At 45.9% G+C, this 16,992-nt stretch carries 15 protein-coding genes; 9 read left to right on the plus strand and 6 right to left on the minus strand.

Going from position 1 to position 16,992, the window contains the following annotated elements; translation table 11 throughout:
• Positions 1 to 6: 6 nt before the first annotated feature.
• Positions 7 to 1,362: a glutathione-disulfide reductase gene (gene gorA, locus R7P72_RS19350; RefSeq protein ID WP_005379157.1), complete on the minus strand. Its 1,356-nt coding sequence runs from the start codon at positions 1,360 to 1,362 to the stop codon at positions 7 to 9.
• A gap of 259 nt (positions 1,363 to 1,621) precedes the next feature.
• Positions 1,622 to 2,461 (minus strand): 23S rRNA (adenine(2030)-N(6))-methyltransferase RlmJ, encoded by an 840-nt coding sequence (locus R7P72_RS19355; RefSeq protein WP_005379158.1) that lies wholly within the window; start codon positions 2,459 to 2,461, stop codon positions 1,622 to 1,624.
• Between the two features lie 399 nt (positions 2,462 to 2,860).
• Between R7P72_RS19355 and prlC the strand changes: the two genes are divergently transcribed.
• Positions 2,861 to 4,903 (plus strand): oligopeptidase A, encoded by a 2,043-nt coding sequence (gene prlC, locus R7P72_RS19360; protein WP_017635033.1) that lies wholly within the window; start codon positions 2,861 to 2,863, stop codon positions 4,901 to 4,903.
• A gap of 66 nt (positions 4,904 to 4,969) precedes the next feature.
• Here the strand turns inward: prlC and asnC are convergent, their stop codons facing one another.
• Positions 4,970 to 5,434 carry a transcriptional regulator AsnC gene (asnC, locus tag R7P72_RS19365; RefSeq protein WP_005379160.1) on the minus strand — a complete coding sequence of 155 codons (465 nt, stop codon included), beginning with the start codon at positions 5,432 to 5,434 and terminating at the stop codon, positions 4,970 to 4,972.
• Positions 5,435 to 5,547: 113 nt separating this feature from the next.
• Between asnC and R7P72_RS19370 the strand changes: the two genes are divergently transcribed.
• The 3 genes from R7P72_RS19370 (at position 5,548) to R7P72_RS19380 (ending at position 10,301) form a co-directional block, all read left to right on the plus strand.
• The gene (locus R7P72_RS19370) at positions 5,548 to 8,673 is read left to right on the plus strand and encodes an EAL domain-containing protein (RefSeq protein ID WP_213907359.1); all 3,126 of its coding nucleotides are present in this window, start codon (positions 5,548 to 5,550) and stop codon (positions 8,671 to 8,673) included.
• Positions 8,674 to 8,762: 89 nt separating this feature from the next.
• A complete protein-coding gene (locus tag R7P72_RS19375; protein ID WP_005379162.1) occupies positions 8,763 to 9,542 on the plus strand; it encodes a class I SAM-dependent methyltransferase in 780 nt (259 codons plus the stop codon).
• A 186-nt stretch (positions 9,543 to 9,728) separates the two neighbouring features.
• Complete coding sequence (locus tag R7P72_RS19380) at positions 9,729 to 10,301, plus strand: hypothetical protein (RefSeq protein WP_005379163.1); 573 nt, start codon at positions 9,729 to 9,731, stop codon at positions 10,299 to 10,301.
• A gap of 72 nt (positions 10,302 to 10,373) precedes the next feature.
• Here the strand turns inward: R7P72_RS19380 and R7P72_RS19385 are convergent, their stop codons facing one another.
• Complete coding sequence (locus R7P72_RS19385; RefSeq protein ID WP_005379164.1) at positions 10,374 to 11,252, minus strand: carboxylate/amino acid/amine transporter; 879 nt, start codon at positions 11,250 to 11,252, stop codon at positions 10,374 to 10,376.
• 64 nt (positions 11,253 to 11,316) lie between these two features.
• Positions 11,317 to 11,742: a universal stress protein UspA gene (gene uspA, locus R7P72_RS19390; RefSeq protein ID WP_005379165.1), complete on the minus strand. Its 426-nt coding sequence runs from the start codon at positions 11,740 to 11,742 to the stop codon at positions 11,317 to 11,319.
• Positions 11,743 to 12,024: 282 nt separating this feature from the next.
• Between uspA and ftnA the strand changes: the two genes are divergently transcribed.
• The 3 genes from ftnA to R7P72_RS19405 all read left to right on the plus strand — a co-directional run bounded on the left by ftnA (position 12,025) and on the right by R7P72_RS19405 (position 14,340).
• Complete coding sequence (gene ftnA, locus R7P72_RS19395) at positions 12,025 to 12,552, plus strand: non-heme ferritin (protein WP_005379167.1); 528 nt, start codon at positions 12,025 to 12,027, stop codon at positions 12,550 to 12,552.
• A gap of 91 nt (positions 12,553 to 12,643) precedes the next feature.
• Positions 12,644 to 12,967 carry a universal stress protein UspB gene (gene uspB, locus R7P72_RS19400; RefSeq protein WP_005379169.1) on the plus strand — a complete coding sequence of 108 codons (324 nt, stop codon included), beginning with the start codon at positions 12,644 to 12,646 and terminating at the stop codon, positions 12,965 to 12,967.
• A 179-nt stretch (positions 12,968 to 13,146) separates the two neighbouring features.
• Positions 13,147 to 14,340 (plus strand): NAD(P)/FAD-dependent oxidoreductase, encoded by a 1,194-nt coding sequence (locus tag R7P72_RS19405; RefSeq protein ID WP_005379170.1) that lies wholly within the window; start codon positions 13,147 to 13,149, stop codon positions 14,338 to 14,340.
• A 93-nt stretch (positions 14,341 to 14,433) separates the two neighbouring features.
• On the opposite strand, the gene R7P72_RS19410 is transcribed toward R7P72_RS19405, so the two are convergent.
• The gene (locus R7P72_RS19410) at positions 14,434 to 15,777 is read right to left on the minus strand and encodes a sigma-54 interaction domain-containing protein (RefSeq protein ID WP_005379172.1); all 1,344 of its coding nucleotides are present in this window, start codon (positions 15,775 to 15,777) and stop codon (positions 14,434 to 14,436) included.
• Between the two features lie 436 nt (positions 15,778 to 16,213).
• Between R7P72_RS19410 and R7P72_RS19415 the strand changes: the two genes are divergently transcribed.
• Together R7P72_RS19415 and R7P72_RS19420 are read left to right on the plus strand one after the other, a co-directional pair.
• Positions 16,214 to 16,765 (plus strand): BON domain-containing protein, encoded by a 552-nt coding sequence (locus tag R7P72_RS19415; RefSeq protein ID WP_005379174.1) that lies wholly within the window; start codon positions 16,214 to 16,216, stop codon positions 16,763 to 16,765.
• A gap of 45 nt (positions 16,766 to 16,810) precedes the next feature.
• Positions 16,811 to 16,987, plus strand: a complete 177-nt coding sequence (locus tag R7P72_RS19420) for a DUF1328 family protein (protein ID WP_005379177.1) — start codon at positions 16,811 to 16,813, stop codon at positions 16,985 to 16,987.
• The last annotated feature ends 5 nt before the right edge of the window (positions 16,988 to 16,992 follow it).

The raw sequence follows: 16,992 nt of genomic DNA on the forward strand, positions 1-16,992 counted from the left end.
GCGTAATTAACGCATCGTTACGAACTCTTCAGAGCCCGTTGGGTGGATAGCCACAACAGAGTCGAAGTCTGCTTTGGTTGCGCCCATCTTCATTGCTACGCCGAAGCCTTGGATCATTTCATCTACCGTGAAACCGATGCCGTGTAGGCCAACAACCGTTTCTTCTTCGCCCGCACATACAAGCTTCATCTTACATGGTTGACGGTGCTTAGTAACAGCGGTGTACATCGCAGTAAAGCCAGATGTGTAGACTTTGATGTTGTCTTTGCCGTACTTCTCTTCTGCTTCTTGCGTTGTAAGACCGATAGTGCCGATTGGTGGGTGGCTAAATACCACAGTTGGTACCAAATCGTAGTCCATCTTCGCGTTTGGTTTGTTGTTGAACAAACGCTCAGAAAGTTGACGACCCGCTTTCACTGCTACTGGCGTTAGCTCGATACCGCCTTCCATGATGTCACCCACACAGTAGATGCCTTTCACGTTGGTTTCTTGGTATTCGTCTACCTTGATGTAGCCTTTTTCGTTCGTTGCCACACCGGTTGACGCTAGGTTGATTGCGTCTGTCGCAGGGTGACGACCGATTGCCCAAATCAGTTGGTCAACGTTTTGGCTTTCACCGTTTTCTAGGTGCAGAGTTAGGCTGCCATCGGCTTCTTTTACCACTTCTTTTGGTACAGAGTGGGTGTGCAGTTTTGGACCTTCTGCGTCCATCACTTCAACCAACGTATCGATGATCATTGGATCGAAGCTACGCAGTGGTGACTCTTTACGTACGAACAGGTGCGTTTCTGTACCTAGCGCGTGCAGTACGCCAGCAATTTCAACTGCGATGTAGCCAGCGCCCACAACCGCAACGCGTTTTGGTTGCTCTGCTAGGTCGAAGAAGCCGTTTGAATCGATGCCGTATTCAGCGCCTGGAATGTTTGGAATAGTAGGACGACCACCAACCGCGATCAGGATGTGATCTGCTGTGTAGTGTTCACCGTTTACTTCGACAGTTTTTTCGTCAACAAACTTAGCAAAGCCTTTAATCACGTTTACTTTATTGTTGCCAAGAACGCGATCGTAAGATTGGTGAATACGACCAATGTACGCCTGACGGCTCTCAACCAGTTTGCTCCAGTCGAAACCTTTCACGTCGACATCAAAACCGTAATCTTCTGCGTACAGGTTCATTGCTTCTGCGATTTGCGCGCCATGCCACATCACTTTTTTCGGTACACAACCTACGTTTACACAGGTACCGCCAAGGTCTTGAGCTTCGATTAGCGCAACTTTCGCGCCGTACATCGCCGCGCGGTTTGCAGATGCGATGCCGCCACTGCCGCCACCGATACAGATATAGTCAAAATGAGTCGCCATTACTTTCTCCAAGAGCTTATAAATTTTATCTGGTACATAGATAGATTGGGATGACCTTGCCCGAACTCAATGCCACCGTTATCCCACTATCATAAATCGAATTCGACTAATTCCTAAATGGGAAAAAGCGACAATACTTATGACAAATAGCGATGAGAGGCACAAAAAGAAGAATAAGCACGACTGGAGGGAGAAGGTGAGAGCATAAAAAAGCGCAACGAGAATATCGTTGCGCTTGAAGATAGCAGTACTGAAGTGCTTACTCTGGCACAATCCAGTCCACTTTCCAGTGGCCAGTTGCTGGTGCGATCGCGTCTTGCAGGAATGGCAGAATCTCTTTCATCTGGCTTTCCAGTTTCCATGGCGGGTTAATCACAATCATGCCGGATGCCGTCATGCCGCGCTCGTTGGTATCTGGTGCAACACCTAACTCGATTTGCAGAATTTTACGAATACCCAGTGCTTCCAAGCCTTCGATCATATCTTCGATGTCGTGGCGGTTTACCACTGGGTACCAAATTGCGTAGATACCGGTTGCCCAACGTTTATGGCTCTGATGAATCGCTCGTACCACATCGCGATACTCTTTCGCGAGTTCGTATGGTGGGTCAATCAGCACCAAACCACGACGTTCTTGTGGCGGTAAGCTTGCTTTGAGGCGTTGGAACCCGTCCTCTTTGAAGATGCTCACTTGGCGATCACGATGGAATTCTTGCTCTAACAATGGGTGATCGGCCGGGTGCAACTCGGTCAGCACCATGCGATCTTGTGGGCGGATTTGCGCGCGCGCTACACGTGGTGAGCCTGGGTAGTAACGCAGCTTCTCGCCGTTGTTGAGCACTTTAATGGCATCGATGTAGCTTTTGATGTCTTCGGGAATGCTTGGGTTATCCCAAATACGTGCGATGCCTTGTTTGTATTCGCCCGTTTTTTCAGACCATTCGTGAGTCAGATCGTAACGGCCCACACCCGAGTGGGTATCGTGATAAACGAATGGCTTATCTTTTTGTTTCAGCGCATCAAGAATGAGGCTTTGAACGATGTGTTTGACCACGTCGGCATGGTTGCCAGCGTGGAAGCTGTGGCGGTAACTTAACAAATTAAACTCTCGAAACACTCTTTGGTTGAGTGTGGTCTGTGATTTTCACTCTATGGCGGTATTATACTCAAGTAACTTAAAGATGTAGAACTTCCAATCAAATCTGTTCCTCTGATAAGGGGACGCTATTGAAATTTCTTTAAGTCACCCACACTTACTATTGGTAATCGAATTGAACTAGGTGAGTTTCTCGCACTCAAAAGGGTGTGAAATTTCATTTAGGTATAACAAGACTCAAGGACAGAGTAGCGCTGGTTGACTATATGATGGTCATCGCGGCATAGAGAAAGGGAACGGAGCTCCCCCAATCCATGTTGCTGGCTCGTCTGTACATTGAGTTGGCCTATCTACACAAAATAGACAGGCAATCACAGAGTCAAAACACAAAAGGAATTATTCATGTCTAATCCTCTTCTGACGTTTACGGACCTACCTCCGTTTTCTCAAATTAAACCAGAACACATCAAGCCTGCCGTTGAGCAAGCGATTGCTGACTGCCGAGCAAAAATCGATGAAGTTCTACAAGACAACGCTCACCCAACTTGGGACAGTGTGATTGCGCCAATTGAAGAAGCGGATGATCGCTTAAGCCGCATCTGGTCGCCAGTGGGTCACATGAACTCGGTAGTGAACAGCGAAGAGCTACGTGAAGCTTACGAAAGTTGCCTACCAATTTTGTCAGAGTACGGCACTTGGGTTGGTCAGCACAAAGGGTTGTACGAAGCGTACAAAACCATCAAAGCGAGCGAAGAATTTGCAACGTTAACTCGTGCCCAGCAGAAAACCATCACTGATGCACTGCGTGATTTCGAGTTATCAGGCATTGGTTTGCCATCCGATGAGCAGCACCGTTACGGCGAGATCAGCAAACGTATGTCTGAGCTGAGCTCTAAATTCTCTAACAATGTGCTGGATGCCACCATGGGTTGGACCAAGCACATCACAGACGAGAAAGACCTAGCAGGTATGCCAGAATCGGCGCTGGCAGCAGCGAAAGCTGCCGCAGAAGCAAAAGAGTTAGATGGTTACCTCATTACGCTAGATATCCCATCTTACCTACCTGTCATGACGTACTGCGATAACCAAGAGTTGCGTAAAGAAGTGTACGAAGCGTACGTGACGCGCGCTTCTGATCGAGGTCCAAACGCAGGCAAATGGGATAACTCAGAAATCATTACTGAGCAGCTAAAACTGCGCCATGAAATTTCACGTATGCTAGGTTTCAATACTTACAGTGAAAAGTCGTTAGCAACAAAGATGGCTGAAACGCCGGATCAAGTGCTGGGCTTCCTGAATGACCTAGCGACACGAGCGAAACCGCAAGGTGAACGTGAAGTCGAAGAGTTACGTCAGTTTGCGAAAAGTGAGTTTGGTGTTGAAGAGCTGAACGTTTGGGATATCGCTTACTACAGCGAGAAACAAAAGCAGCACCTGTTCCAAATTTCGGATGAAGAACTGCGCCCATACTTCCCAGAGTCAAAAGTCGTGAGCGGTCTGTTTGAAGTGCTAAACCGCGTGTTTGGCATGACCGTTACTGAGCGCGAAGGCGTAGACACTTGGCATGAGTCCGTGCGCTTTTTCGATATCTTTGATGCTGAAGGCACACTCCGTGGCAGTTTCTACCTAGATCTCTACGCTCGTGAACACAAACGTGGCGGCGCGTGGATGGATGATTGTCGTGGTCGTCGCGTTACGCTATCTGGCGAGCTGCAAACGCCGGTTGCGTATCTAACGTGTAACTTCAACCGTCCAGTGGGCGACAAACCAGCACTGTTCACGCACGATGAAGTCGTGACGCTATTCCATGAGTTTGGTCATGGAATCCACCACATGTTGACGCAAGTTGATACAGGTGCTGTTTCAGGTATTAATGGCGTGCCTTGGGATGCGGTTGAGCTACCAAGTCAGTTCCTAGAAAACTGGTGTTGGGAAGAGGATGCGCTGGCGTTCATTTCTGGTCACTATGAGACAGGTGAGCCGCTACCTAAAGCGATGCTAGACAAAATGCTCGCAGCGAAAAACTTCCAATCTGCGATGGGTATTTTGCGTCAGCTAGAATTCGGCTTGTTCGACTTCACGCTTCACACCGAATATGACCCTGAAGTGGGTGCGCGTGTACTGGAAACTCTGGCGAAAGTGAAAGAGAAAGTCGCGGTAGTTCCTGCGGTTGAGTGGGCGCGTTTCTCACACAGCTTCGGCCATATTTTTGCTGGTGGCTACAGTGCGGGTTACTACAGCTACCTGTGGGCTGAAGTGCTGTCGTCAGACGCGTATTCTCGCTTTGAAGAAGAAGGCATCTTCAACAAAGAGACGGGTCTAAGCTTCCTGAACAACATCCTAGAAATGGGGGGCAGTGAAGAGCCAATGGAGCTGTTTAAGCGCTTCCGTGGCCGCGAGCCACAAATCGATGCACTGTTGCGCCATTCGGGTATTGCGGCGTAAATTGAGCAAAAAACATCAAGGCCAACCGTTCGGTTGGCCTTTTTTGTACAGTTTTTATAAAAAATTTTACGGATTTACGTTTCGGTTGATCGGGTTCTGCAACGATATCAATGTCTCCGTGGACTGAACCTCATCAATGGTTTGCAGCTTGTCGATCAGTACAAATTGCAGCTCTTCAATCGATTTGCACATCAATTTGACGAATATGTTATACGCGCCCGTGGTGTAGTAAGCTTCAACGACTTCGTCGAGCGCGTTGAGTTTTTCTAACGCGGAGTGGTAATCACGAGCTGCATTGAGGTTAATACCAATAAAGCAGCACACATCGTAGCCAAGCTTTTTGGTATTGATGATCACCTCCGTTCCCTCGATGATGTCAGCCGACTTCATCTTCTCGATACGCACATGGATAGTGGCAGGGCTGACATCGAACTGCTTTGCCATTTCTGCGTAGGGCGTTCTGGCGTCAGCCATCAGTGTTTTTAATATTGCGCGGTCAAGGTCGTCGAGTTTCGGCAGGCTCGCATTCATACTATGATTTCCGTTAGGGATAGAGTTTTACCTCCCTTTTATACTCATAGCGGATAGGATTCACAAGGTTTGGCAGGAGTAACTGCGGGTTAACTCCGAGCTATGGAGATAATGTGCAGCGTTTTCTGGTTATTGCCGCGCTATGTTGGAGCGCGTTTGCTACGGCCTCAGATCCGAAGGTGTTGGTCGTGCACTCCTATCATCAGGGTTTTTTCTGGACGGACTCCATACAGCGAGGCATCGAGCAACAGCTGGGCGATCGAGCGTTGGACATGCGTGTGCTTTATCTAGACTCGAAACGTAACCAGAGTGAGCAGTTTTTTGCACAACTAAAATCCTTATATCTTACGAAATTACGCAAAGAGCGATTCGATGCCATTTTAGTGAGCGATAACAATGCGCTTGAACTCATGCAGCGTTTAGCCCCAATCATCAAAGACACCCCAGTTATATTTAACGGCATTAATAACTACCATCCTTCTTTACATCGTTCTCTGAATGCAACCGGAGTCATGGAAGATGTCGATTTGGAAGCGAATCTCGCTCTTATTGAGCGCTTACATCCGAACTACACACTAGTTCTCATCGTCAGTGACCACTCGGTGACCGGTGAGGTGTTGCGTTATCAAATCGACAATTTTGTCCTCAAGTTCCCGCAATATCGAGACAAAATCGTACAACTTGTCCCAGACAGCATCATCGATCTAAAACAACAAGTCGCAAAACTGAGTTCCGATAAAGTCGTCTTGTTCTGGACCTATTACCGAGATAAACAAGGTATGGTTGGCAGCGAGCGTGACTGGGTTGGTGTCAACAAAGTCTCAAACGCGCCGCTGTTTATGGTGCATGACATTGGTTTGGGTCATGGCGCAGTTGGAGGGGTTATTCAAAGTGGTTATCGGCATGGTATTGAGAGTGCAGAGATGCTTGAATTCGTTTTGGATAACCCTGATCAGCCTCTGCCTGCCGTGAAAAAAAGTGATTCTGAAATAAAGCTCGATTACCAAGCGGTAGCGCGTTGGGGATTGGGGGCTGAACAAGAGGTTTCTGCGGTATTTTTTAATAAGCCAATGAAGCTTTCTGAACGTTTTGCCAAGGAAATTCGCCTGTTTGGTAGTCTGTTTGTGGTGATGTCGGTGGTCATTTTGCTGATGGGTTATTATTTACAGCGGATGCGTCGCAGTGAGAGCGCTGCGCGAGAAAGCCAGGCTATTCTAGAATCGATTTTCGATCAGAGCATGCAGTATATGGGCATTTTGGATGCCAACGGTGTGCTTAAATCGGGCAACGATCACCTTCAATCCTTACTTTATCACCAAGGACTGCGTTTAGACCGACCACTTTGGTTTCATCCCAACTGGAGTGAGAAAGCCCAAGCGCTGCTAGAGGAGTATTTCCATGCGCCTCACCATCAAGTGTCGACGTTTGAAGCTGAAATTTGGAGTAAAGAACACGGCGCCTTGGTATTAGAAGTTTCGCTCAAGCCTTTTTCTCAGCAAGTAGGGAATCATAAGCAATACTTGTTTGAAGCGCGCGATATTACCAGTCGTAAATTGATGGAGGACAAGCTCTACCAACGTGAGTCAACCCTACGCAACTATTATGAGCAGCAGCCCGTGATGATGGTGACGCTTGATAGTAATAACCGAATTCAAGAAGTGAATCGATTTGCTCAACTACTTCTTGGCTACAAACCGATGGACATGCTCGGACATCGCCTGAGGGAGTTTTATTTTGATGACAAAGTGCTGTTCCCTCGCCAAGTGTTATTGCAACCCAACCAGCAAGTGCATGGTGTTTGGCGACGTGAAGTCGAGTATCGTCATGCAAATGGTCATCGTGTTTGGGTGCGCGAGAATATTCGTCCGCTGAGTGAATCTGAGCAACTGCTGATTGTGGGCGAAGATATTACCGAAACCAAACTGCTCTCCGAGAAATTGGAATACCAAGCTCGCTATGACTTACTGACGGGGACTTACAACAGAAACCATTTTGAACTAGAGCTTAAGACCGCACTGTGCGAAGTGGACAGCCATCGTCGAGTCCACGCCATGTTGTACCTCGACTTAGATCAACTAAAAGTCCTCAATGATACGGTTGGGCATGATGCAGGTGATGCGGCGATTCAATTCTGCGCAAGTATGCTGGAAGGCGTTCTGCCGTACAATTCCATCTTGGCTCGAATGGGAGGCGATGAGTTTGCGGTGTTACTCAAAGACTGTGACGAATATGGCGCCATCAATATTGCCAAACTGATCATCTCGACACTAAGCGAACACCTCTTTATTTGGGAAGACACACGCCTGTTCATCAGTTGCTCAATTGGTATCCGTATCATCGATCATACCGCTGATACGCCACAAATGGTGCACGCTCAAGCAGACTCTGCTTGTCACGCCGCTAAAGAGCAAGGCCGTAACCGCTATAATCTATTCAGCTTAGATAACGAAGAGTTGCAGCGTCGTCAGATGGAAATGCAGAGCGTCAATTTGGTGCATGAGGCATTGTCGAATCAACGTTTAGAACTGTTTGCTCAACCGATAAAAAGCTTACAAAAGCACGAGACTCAAATGTATTTTGAGATTTTGGTGCGTATTCGCAATGGGTACGGTGATTATGTTTCTCCTGCGCTGTTTATCCCTGCTTCCGAGCGCTACAACATTGCCCATTGGATTGATAAGCAGGTTATTACTCAAACGCTAGAGTGGTTTGAACAGCGTCCTGAGGTGGTTGAACAGCTTGGTCGCTGTTCGATAAACCTTTCAGGTCAATCTATGGGGAATCAAGAGTTTATTGACTTCTTATTGGAGCGATTGGAAAGCTCGACTCTGCCGTGTGAAAAAATCTGCTTAGAAATCACCGAGACAGCGGCGATGAGCAATCTGGATCAAGCCATTGAGCTGTTTACCAAGCTAAAGGCTTTGGGCTGTATGATTGCATTGGATGATTTCGGATCTGGATTGTCTTCATTTGGTTACTTAAAGAAACTTCCTGTCGATATCGTGAAAATTGATGGTCTTTTCGTGCAAGATATCAACGTAAATGAAATGGACCGCGTGATGGTTCGTTCAATCAATGACTTGGCGAAGCAACTAGGTAAAGTGACGGTGGCGGAGTTTGTCGAAAATGACCAGGTTATGCAGCATTTGATAGACCTCGGTGTGGACTACGGTCAAGGCTACGGTATTGGTCATCCTAAGCCGCTTTCTGAGCTAGTGGAGCAACTGACGGTTGTATAACCTCTTCGTAGCAAGCTCAACCTAGCATTAATAGGTAACTTAGGTATACACTCAGCGCCAGTTACCTCGATTTTTATTGGAGCCTCCTTTTGCAACTGCAATTGATCTGTGAAAACCCGTCTCAACAATCTCATCTTGATGAACTCGCTGCGCGTTGGCAGCTTTCACACACTGACGATAGCGATTTTGCTTTGGTGCTAACCACCGAGCGTTTGGAGCTACGTAAAGTGGATGAGCCAAAGCTGGGTGCAATCTTTGTGGATTTGATTGGTGGTGCGGTCGGTCATCGTCGCAAGTTCGGTGGTGGTAAAGGCCAGGCAATTGCGAAAGCGGCGGGTTTGAACAAAGGGGCAACGCCAACCGTGTTAGATGGCACGGCAGGTCTTGGTCGTGATGCGTTTGTGCTCGCCTCGCTAGGTTGTAAAGTGCAGATGGTCGAGCGTCATCCAGTCGTAGCGGCTTTGTTAGATGATGGCTTGGATCGAGCGAAACAAGACCCAGAAATCGGCACCTGGGTATCTGAGCGCATGTCGCTAATCCATGCTTCTAGCCATGATGCGCTGGAACAATTGGCGCAAGATAAAGACTTTGTCCAGCCAGATGTGGTGTATCTTGACCCGATGTATCCGCACCCAGAAAATAAAAAGAAGTCGGCGCTCGTAAAAAAAGAAATGCGCGTTTTCCAATCGTTGGTTGGCGCCGATTTGGACGCCGATGGCCTACTAGAACCAGCCATGGCGTTAGCCACAAAGCGTGTAGTAGTTAAACGCCCAGACTATGCTAACTGGCTGAACGAGAAAAAACCGACCATGGCGATTGAAACGAAAAAAAATCGCTTCGATGTCTACGTTAAAGCATCGATGGCATAACTTCCTGACGGCTCAACTTTTCTTGTCACAGTATGGTGTATCGTGCTGTGACTCAGCTTCTCTTTCCTCGTCTCTATTGATAGTTTTCTCTTGCTAATTCCCTTCCCTGACTGTATATCTAACTAAGAATTATTATTATTTCACTTGTTGTGATGCGGTCGATAACTGGGAAGCTGGAGTAGTAGAATGGCTAAACGTTTATGTAAAATGAGTCGCAAACAGATCGCGGCAGAACTTGGTGATATCCATCGTTTAGTTGTCGCACCAAAATTCGTTTGTCGTTCTTGCGCACGCTCTTCATCGGCCAAAGATACCCTTTGTAAGCCAGCCGCAATTCCTCCACAAAAATGCCAAGACAAGCCATTGAGTGAGCAACAAGCATGTGGCTTATTGGTTGAAGCTCTGCCATCACAAGCGATTCCAGTGACCACTAAACAAAGCAACGAAAAAGCCGCGATTGTGAAGCGTGTTGTTGAGCGTGTGAAAGAGAAAAAACAAGCCGAAAAATCTCTGGAGCCAGTAAGAGCCGACGCACCAGTATGGTTTGATTTAGCGGATAAAAAATCGCTCAAGAAAGCGAAAAAAGCACTGAAAAAGCACTATAAGCAGCAAAAGAAGTTACTAAAAGTGGCGAAAAAACAACAAAAGTTACTTAAGCGTCAGCGCAAGCTTGAAGCGCGCAATGCGAAACTAGAAGTGTTGCTGCCAACGTCGCCCAAGGCGTTGATGAGCGCAAGCTCGCAAGTCAAAGTGCATTAATCTAATCCAAAAAAACGCTCTCCAGTTGGAGAGCGTTTTTTATTGTCGGTATGTGTGTTGGGAGCGGTCGCTTTACTTCTTGGCGTAGCTCATTTCGACGCGCTTTTTCACCCAGGTTTCGTTAATCCATAGGGATAGCATGATGATCGCACCGCCAATGGCGAGTCGCATGACATCAACATCGCGGTTCCAAATCACAATGTTTACAATCAAGCCCGCCGGAACCAATGCATTGTTCATTACTGCCAGTGCCCCTGCGTTCACCATGGTCGCGCCTTTGTTCCAAGCAAAGTAACCAAAACCAGAAGCAATCAAACCAAGGTATGTCAGAATGCCCCATTGCGTTGTAGTGGTTGGTAATTTGTCTAGGTTACCCATGAGCGCGAAAGCCACGGTTGCTACACAAAGTGCACCTAAGTAGAAGTAGCCAAACACGGTGTGTTGTGGCAAATCGACGGGTTCACTCTCCATGATATATTTGTAGCCCACCTGACCGATGGCAAAGCAGAGGTTTGCTCCTTGTACGACCAAAAAGCCCAGTAGGAAATCTTCATTAATGCCTGCAAATTTAATCCAGGCGGCACCAAATACGGCTATTGCTGCGGTAACTAAGTACCAAGGTGAAAAGCGACCTTTCAAGAAGTCATAGATGAGCGTGACGTAAATGGGTGTGAATACGGTGAACAGCAATACTTCTGGCACGGAAAGAAGCAAAAAAGATTGGTAGTAGAAGCAATACATCAAACCGAGCTGGAAGCCACCGACGGTCATCAGTTTCGCGATTAGGGATTTGCTAACGCCACGGAATTTCAAAAAGGGAATGAAAACCAGGCTCGCCAGTGCCACGCGCATGAACACCGAGAACCAAGAATCAACCTGACCGGCGAGGTAAACGCCGATCAGGCTAAATGAGAATGCCCAAAGTAGGGTAACTGCGGATAGATAAGCCATGGATGAGAATCTTTATCAACAACAAATGTGCCCGCAGTCTAACCAAGTTTTATCGTTGCGCCAATCAGTCTTTTAGCGGTACGACCAGCATATCGACTGGTGAGCAGTTAATAAGCTGTCGAGTCGAAGATAGAATCTTGCTCCAGAAATCTTGGTGATGACCACAAACCACCAAATCGATACTGTAGTCTTGAATGGTATCGCACAGCTCATTACTCAAATCGCCACTACCGACTAAAGTATGGGCAATTGGGTATTGCGCATATTCTGCGAAGTTTGCCAATTGTGTGCGCGATGCTTCCATTGCTTGATGTTGCGCTTCTGCCATATTGATATCGATAAGCCCGGTGTAGAGTTCTGCGTAGTTCACGTCGATGTGAATAAAAGAGACTTTCGCATCCAGAGGTTTAGCCAGTGATACGGCTTTCTTAATCAACACTTTACTGTCGTCTGAAAGGTCGACTGCCACAAGTATGTGTTTGTAACTCATATTGCTATCTCCTTGTAAGGTCATAGTTTTAGATTAGCACCAACCCCAAAAAAAATTTGCTGAAGTGATCTCATATCGGTGCCGTAGGTACAAAGTCTTGTCTCAGTAATCATGTTATAGTGGCGTTATACCCAAGTGACTTTGATATGCTGAAATAAGCGTAGTGTTACTGACTAGAGTTGAAGTGAAACTTCGCCGTGTCTGCCAGACCAAGCTATTCTCGCAGCGTCATTTATTTCGAGGTTACTTGGGTATATTGCATGCACAATAATAGGAGTTAACATGCTGTCTCAAACTATGGTCGAACAATTGAATGAGCAAATTAACCTAGAATTTTTCTCATCCAATCTATACTTACAAATGAGTGCTTGGTGTGAAGACAAAGGTTTTGAAGGTGCGGCTGAATTTTTACGCGCTCACGCCGTAGAAGAAATGGAGCACATGCAACGCCTATTCACTTACGTGAGTGAAACTGGCTCAATGCCAATCTTAGGCGCTATTGATGCGCCAAAGCATGACTTTGCGAGCCTAGGTGACGTTTTCCGCGAGACATTTGAACATGAGCAAATGATCACGGAAAAAATCAACAAACTGGCGCACGTTGCATTTACAAGCCAAGACTACTCAACATTTAACTTCCTACAGTGGTACGTGTCAGAACAGCACGAAGAAGAGAAGTTGTTTAAAGGGATTTTAGATAAGATCGAACTGGTAGGTGAAGACGGTAAAGCGTTGTTCTTCATTGACAAAGATCTAGCACAAATGGCGAAAGAAGGTTCATCTTCAATCATGGATGCTCCAGCTGCGTAAACGCGTTTTGGGACGTTGTAAGTAGCGGGTAAAGACGAAGTGTTGGTCGTCTTTTTCTCTTGAGCATTGTTGAAGATGTAGGGAGGAAAAGATGATCAGTGGAGACACAATCTTATTTGCGCTAATGGTGGTAACTGGAGTTAATATGGTCCGGTATCTCACCGCTCTTCGTTCTCTAATTTATATCATGCGTGAAGCGCATCCGCTGTTATATCAGCAAGTTGATGGTAATGGTTTTTTTACTACTCATGGAAATGTCACCAAGCAGGTGAGGTTGTATCACTACATTAAAAGTAAAGAATATCATCATCACCACGATGAAATTTTTACTGGTAAGTGTGAAAGAGTGCGTGAATTGTTTGTTCTATCGACCGCGTTGCTCGGCGTGACGCTACTTGCGGCCTTCATTCTCTAAGAGTCAATAATCCAGAAGTTGTTCTGTCTGAGATTTTGCGGACATACAGAGCGCTTAGAGTTTAAGCGCTTTTCCCTTTCGGTATTTGTCGGTAGAATGTCGCGCCTAGAAAGCAAGGATGTGCAATGTGCACATCCTTTTTTATTTTGATTTGATACCAATCAGTCTAAGAGCTACCGATGAGTAAGAAATTTGATGTTGTTGTAATTGGCGCAGGCGCAGCAGGTTTAATGTGTGCTGCAGAAGCAGGCAAGCGAGGCCGCCGTGTTTTGGTGCTCGATCATGCTAAAAAGCCAGGACGTAAAATCCTTATCTCGGGCGGTGGTCGTTGTAACTTCACTAACTACGACGTTTCAGCTAATCACTATTTGTGTCAAAACCCGCACTTTGTTAAGTCGGCGCTCTCCCAATACACTAACTGGGATTTTATCTCGATGGTGTGTAAACATGGCATTGAGTTCGAAGAGCGTGATCACGGCCAGTTGTTTTGTGTCGAAGCATTTACGGCCAAAGATATCGTGAAGATGTTGTTAGCTGAGTGTGACATGCCGAACATCGAGCAGCGTTACCAATGCGATGTTCATTCGATTGAAAAAATTGATGAAGGCTTTCGTTTGCATGCTGGTACTGAGATTGTCGAATGTGAGTCTTTAGTTATCGCAACAGGTGGCTTGTCGATGCCAAAACTGGGAGCGACACCATTTGGTTATAAAGTCGCGGAACAATTTGGTCTTCGAGTTATCCCAACCACGGCAGGGCTTGTACCATTTACTCTGCATAAAGAAGACAAAGAAGACTTTGCTGAGTTATCTGGTATCGCGGTACCTGCGGAAATTACGGCTGAAGATGGCACCATGTTCAAAGAAGCCCTGTTGTTCACACATCGTGGGTTATCTGGTCCAGCAGTGTTACAGATTTCTTCATTCTGGCGGGCCGGACAAAAGGTGTTGATCAATCTTGTGCCAAACGATGATGTTGCTGAGTTATTAGAACGCAGTCGTGAGAAGCATCCAAATCAGTCACTCAAGAATACGCTTGCCAAAGTGCTGCCTAAGCGTCTGGTTGAAGTCTTAATTGAACGTAAAGAGCTAGTCGATAAACCGCTAAAACAGTTCAATCAAAAGGAGCTTGCGGCGATTGTGGAGCGTCTAGAGCATTGGGATATCGCCCCGAATGGCACTGAAGGCTACCGAACTGCGGAAGTGACACTCGGCGGTGTCGATACTGATCACTTATCCTCGAAAACCATGGAATGCAAAGACATTAAAGGGCTTTATTTTATTGGTGAAGTGATGGATGTGACTGGTTGGCTAGGGGGCTACAATTTTCAGTGGTGCTGGTCGAGCGGTTTTGTTGCGGGTCAGTGGGTTTAATCAAACACCAAACGCAGCCTAACTGCATAAAAGATAAGATACAAAAAGAGCACTGAGTTTTATTCAGTGCTTTTTTTGTATTCCCATAGCGAGTTACTCGTCTTGATACTTTTCGAGTTTGTTATAGAGCGTTTTCACGCTAATGCCTAACTCCTGCGCTGATTCCGTTTTATTGCCTTGATTCTCTTCAAGGGTATTGAGAATGGCGGCTTTTTCTAGCTCTTCTAGTGAAACGCCCGCCGGAACAAGGTCTTCGATGCTGGTGCCTGTTTCCAATGGTGGTGTGTCGAAGATCAGGTGTTCATCTCGGATGGTGTCATCAGCCAAAATAAATGCACGCTCGATCGTGTGTTTGAGCTCACGGACATTACCTGGCCAGTCGTGTGCAGCGATTTTTTGGATCGCAGAGTCAAGAATCGTTTTGGTTTTTGCCTCATTGGCGTTGCGGTGTGCAATAAAGTGCTTGGCCAGACCGACGATATCACCGCCTCGTTCTCGCAGTGGCGGTATCGTTAATGGGAAATGCGATAACCGGAAAAACAGATCTTCACGCAGGAACTGCTCCTCAATGGCGATTTTAGGATCACGGTTTGTAGCAGCAATGATGCGAGTATTAGCGATATGAACTGTATTACTGCCAACTGGGCGATACTCTCCGGTTTCTAGCACCCGCAATAGCTTCACTTGATGCTCGATAGGCATCTCGGTGATTTCATCTAAAAATAGCGTGCCGCCCTCTGCCTGCTTAAATACACCTTGGTGAGTTTTATTTGCTCCGGTAAAAGCGCCTTTCTCATGGCCAAACAGTTCACTATCAACCAATTCAGGGCTAATGGCACCACAGTTAATCGCTATAAAGGGCTGTTGTTTACGCTCACTCGCTAAGTGGATGGTCTGCGCCACCAGTTCTTTGCCTGATCCACTTTCACCGACAATAAGGACGTTGGCTTCTGTTTTAGCAACGCGCCTGATCATACGATAGAGCTGATGCATCGGAGAGGAAGAGCCGACCAAAAGACCAAATTGGTCAAGATCGCTGGTGGACACTTTACGCCCTTGCTCTTGTTTGTGTTGATAGTACTGGCTGACTTCGCTCAGGGTGTCCGTCAGAATGGCAATATCAACGGGCTTTCTGTAGTGAAAAATAGCACCCAAGTTCATCAGCTTATCCAAGTTCTCGTTTGGAGCGCCTGAGCTAATGATGATCAAGTCCATATCGTAGATGTCTTCGATATTAGAAAGACGTTGATAATCTGCACTAGTAAAGTGGGCGACTTCAACAATCGCAACTTCCGGTTTGAGTTGTAGGAAATCTTCAATCCATTGGTCTGCGGCATCGATGTCATGCAGACGAAATTTGTTCAGTTCCTGGCAAGAAGCGATGGCATTTTTAAGTGATGGATCTTGTATTCTTAGAAACAGGCTTGGCATCGACATAGAAATGTCCTCTTTACTATGACAGAAACAATGTACGTGGATTATTCTCACTTCACAAGACAAAATATTGTCAGCATAGATTTAAGGATTTGTTCGGTATTTTTATGTTGTTAGCCCCTTTTTGATATATATCGGTGAGAGCCATCAGTAGATATTTCCTTTTGTTCAGATTTTTATTTTTAAAATAATAATTTTGCTATTAATTGATTCTGGAGAAATAGCCTTTCTGTTTTATCAGGTTATTTCGGCACAAGTGACGGAGGCTTTATCACCGATTAAAAATTACATTTTTTACGTGTAAATAATTCATGCTTATACTTTATTGCTCATCTCATTTTTACCTCTTTCCTTTATTAGTTACTTAAAAACAATGAGTTATAAAGTTGGCACATGGTTTGCTCCTAGGGAAGTGCAACGTCAATAAAGGAGAATTACCATGAATAACATCGCAGCTAAAATTGTACTTACGTCAGTTCTTGCTACTTCATCTACAGCAGTCTTAGCGAGTGATAAATGGGAAAAAGAATCCATGGACGCTTGGCTAGATGGTAAAGCTGAAACCACACTACTGCTAAACAGTAACCTCAACTCTTTTGATATCAATACCGATGTTGAGAATCAGGTCGTTACCCTTTCTGGTTCGGTAAACAATGATCTTGAAAAATCACTTGCCGAAGAGCTTGTTACTGGTCTTGATGGTGTGAAAAAAGTAAACAACGAATTGTCAGTAGTGAATGAAGGCAAGAAAGAAACTGATTCAGAAGCTTTAGCTACACTGACCGATTCTAAAATCACGACTATAGTTAAAACGCGCCTACTAATGGATACCAATGTGAGTGGTACGGATATTGATGTAACGACGGAACGCAAAACGGTAACGTTGGCAGGTAAAGTTAATTCAGATGCGGAGCATGATCTTGCAATTTCAATTGCAAATAACACCAATGACGTAAATAAGGTGATTGATAAGCTAGAAGTGGTTCAATAATAGCGAGCCGAGTGATTTAACCCACTTTTATTAGGAGGTAACACTATGGTTCGTTGGATGTTTATTTTTCTGGCACTGGCACTAATTTCTGCACTATTAGGCTTTACCGGTATTGCAGGAGCTGCTGCCTCTATCGCGCAAGTGATATTTTACCTATTCCTATTGTCATTAATTGTATCAATAGTGATTGTTCTGCTGGGAAGAAAAAACGTAAATAGATAGGAGAT

The organism is Vibrio sp. Vb0888, from assembly GCF_033338835.1.
In the GTDB taxonomy this organism is placed as follows: domain Bacteria; phylum Pseudomonadota; class Gammaproteobacteria; order Enterobacterales; family Vibrionaceae; genus Vibrio; species Vibrio alginolyticus.

Bases quoted from the DNA above. Each gene is read 5' to 3' on its own strand.
- gorA (WP_005379157.1), bottom strand. From the start codon at position 1,362: ATGGCGACTCATTTTGACTATATCTGTATCGGTGGCGGCAGTGGCGGC.
- prlC (WP_017635033.1), top strand. From the start codon at position 2,861: ATGTCTAATCCTCTTCTGACGTTTACGGACCTACCTCCGTTTTCTCAA.
- asnC (WP_005379160.1), bottom strand. From the start codon at position 5,434: ATGAATGCGAGCCTGCCGAAACTCGACGACCTTGACCGCGCAATATTA.
- R7P72_RS19380 (WP_005379163.1), top strand. From the start codon at position 9,729: ATGGCTAAACGTTTATGTAAAATGAGTCGCAAACAGATCGCGGCAGAA.
- R7P72_RS19385 (WP_005379164.1), bottom strand. From the start codon at position 11,252: ATGGCTTATCTATCCGCAGTTACCCTACTTTGGGCATTCTCATTTAGC.
- uspA (WP_005379165.1), bottom strand. From the start codon at position 11,742: ATGAGTTACAAACACATACTTGTGGCAGTCGACCTTTCAGACGACAGT.
- ftnA (WP_005379167.1), top strand. From the start codon at position 12,025: ATGCTGTCTCAAACTATGGTCGAACAATTGAATGAGCAAATTAACCTA.
- uspB (WP_005379169.1), top strand. From the start codon at position 12,644: ATGATCAGTGGAGACACAATCTTATTTGCGCTAATGGTGGTAACTGGA.
- R7P72_RS19405 (WP_005379170.1), top strand. From the start codon at position 13,147: ATGAGTAAGAAATTTGATGTTGTTGTAATTGGCGCAGGCGCAGCAGGT.
- R7P72_RS19410 (WP_005379172.1), bottom strand. From the start codon at position 15,777: ATGTCGATGCCAAGCCTGTTTCTAAGAATACAAGATCCATCACTTAAA.
- R7P72_RS19415 (WP_005379174.1), top strand. From the start codon at position 16,214: ATGAATAACATCGCAGCTAAAATTGTACTTACGTCAGTTCTTGCTACT.
- R7P72_RS19420 (WP_005379177.1), top strand. From the start codon at position 16,811: ATGGTTCGTTGGATGTTTATTTTTCTGGCACTGGCACTAATTTCTGCA.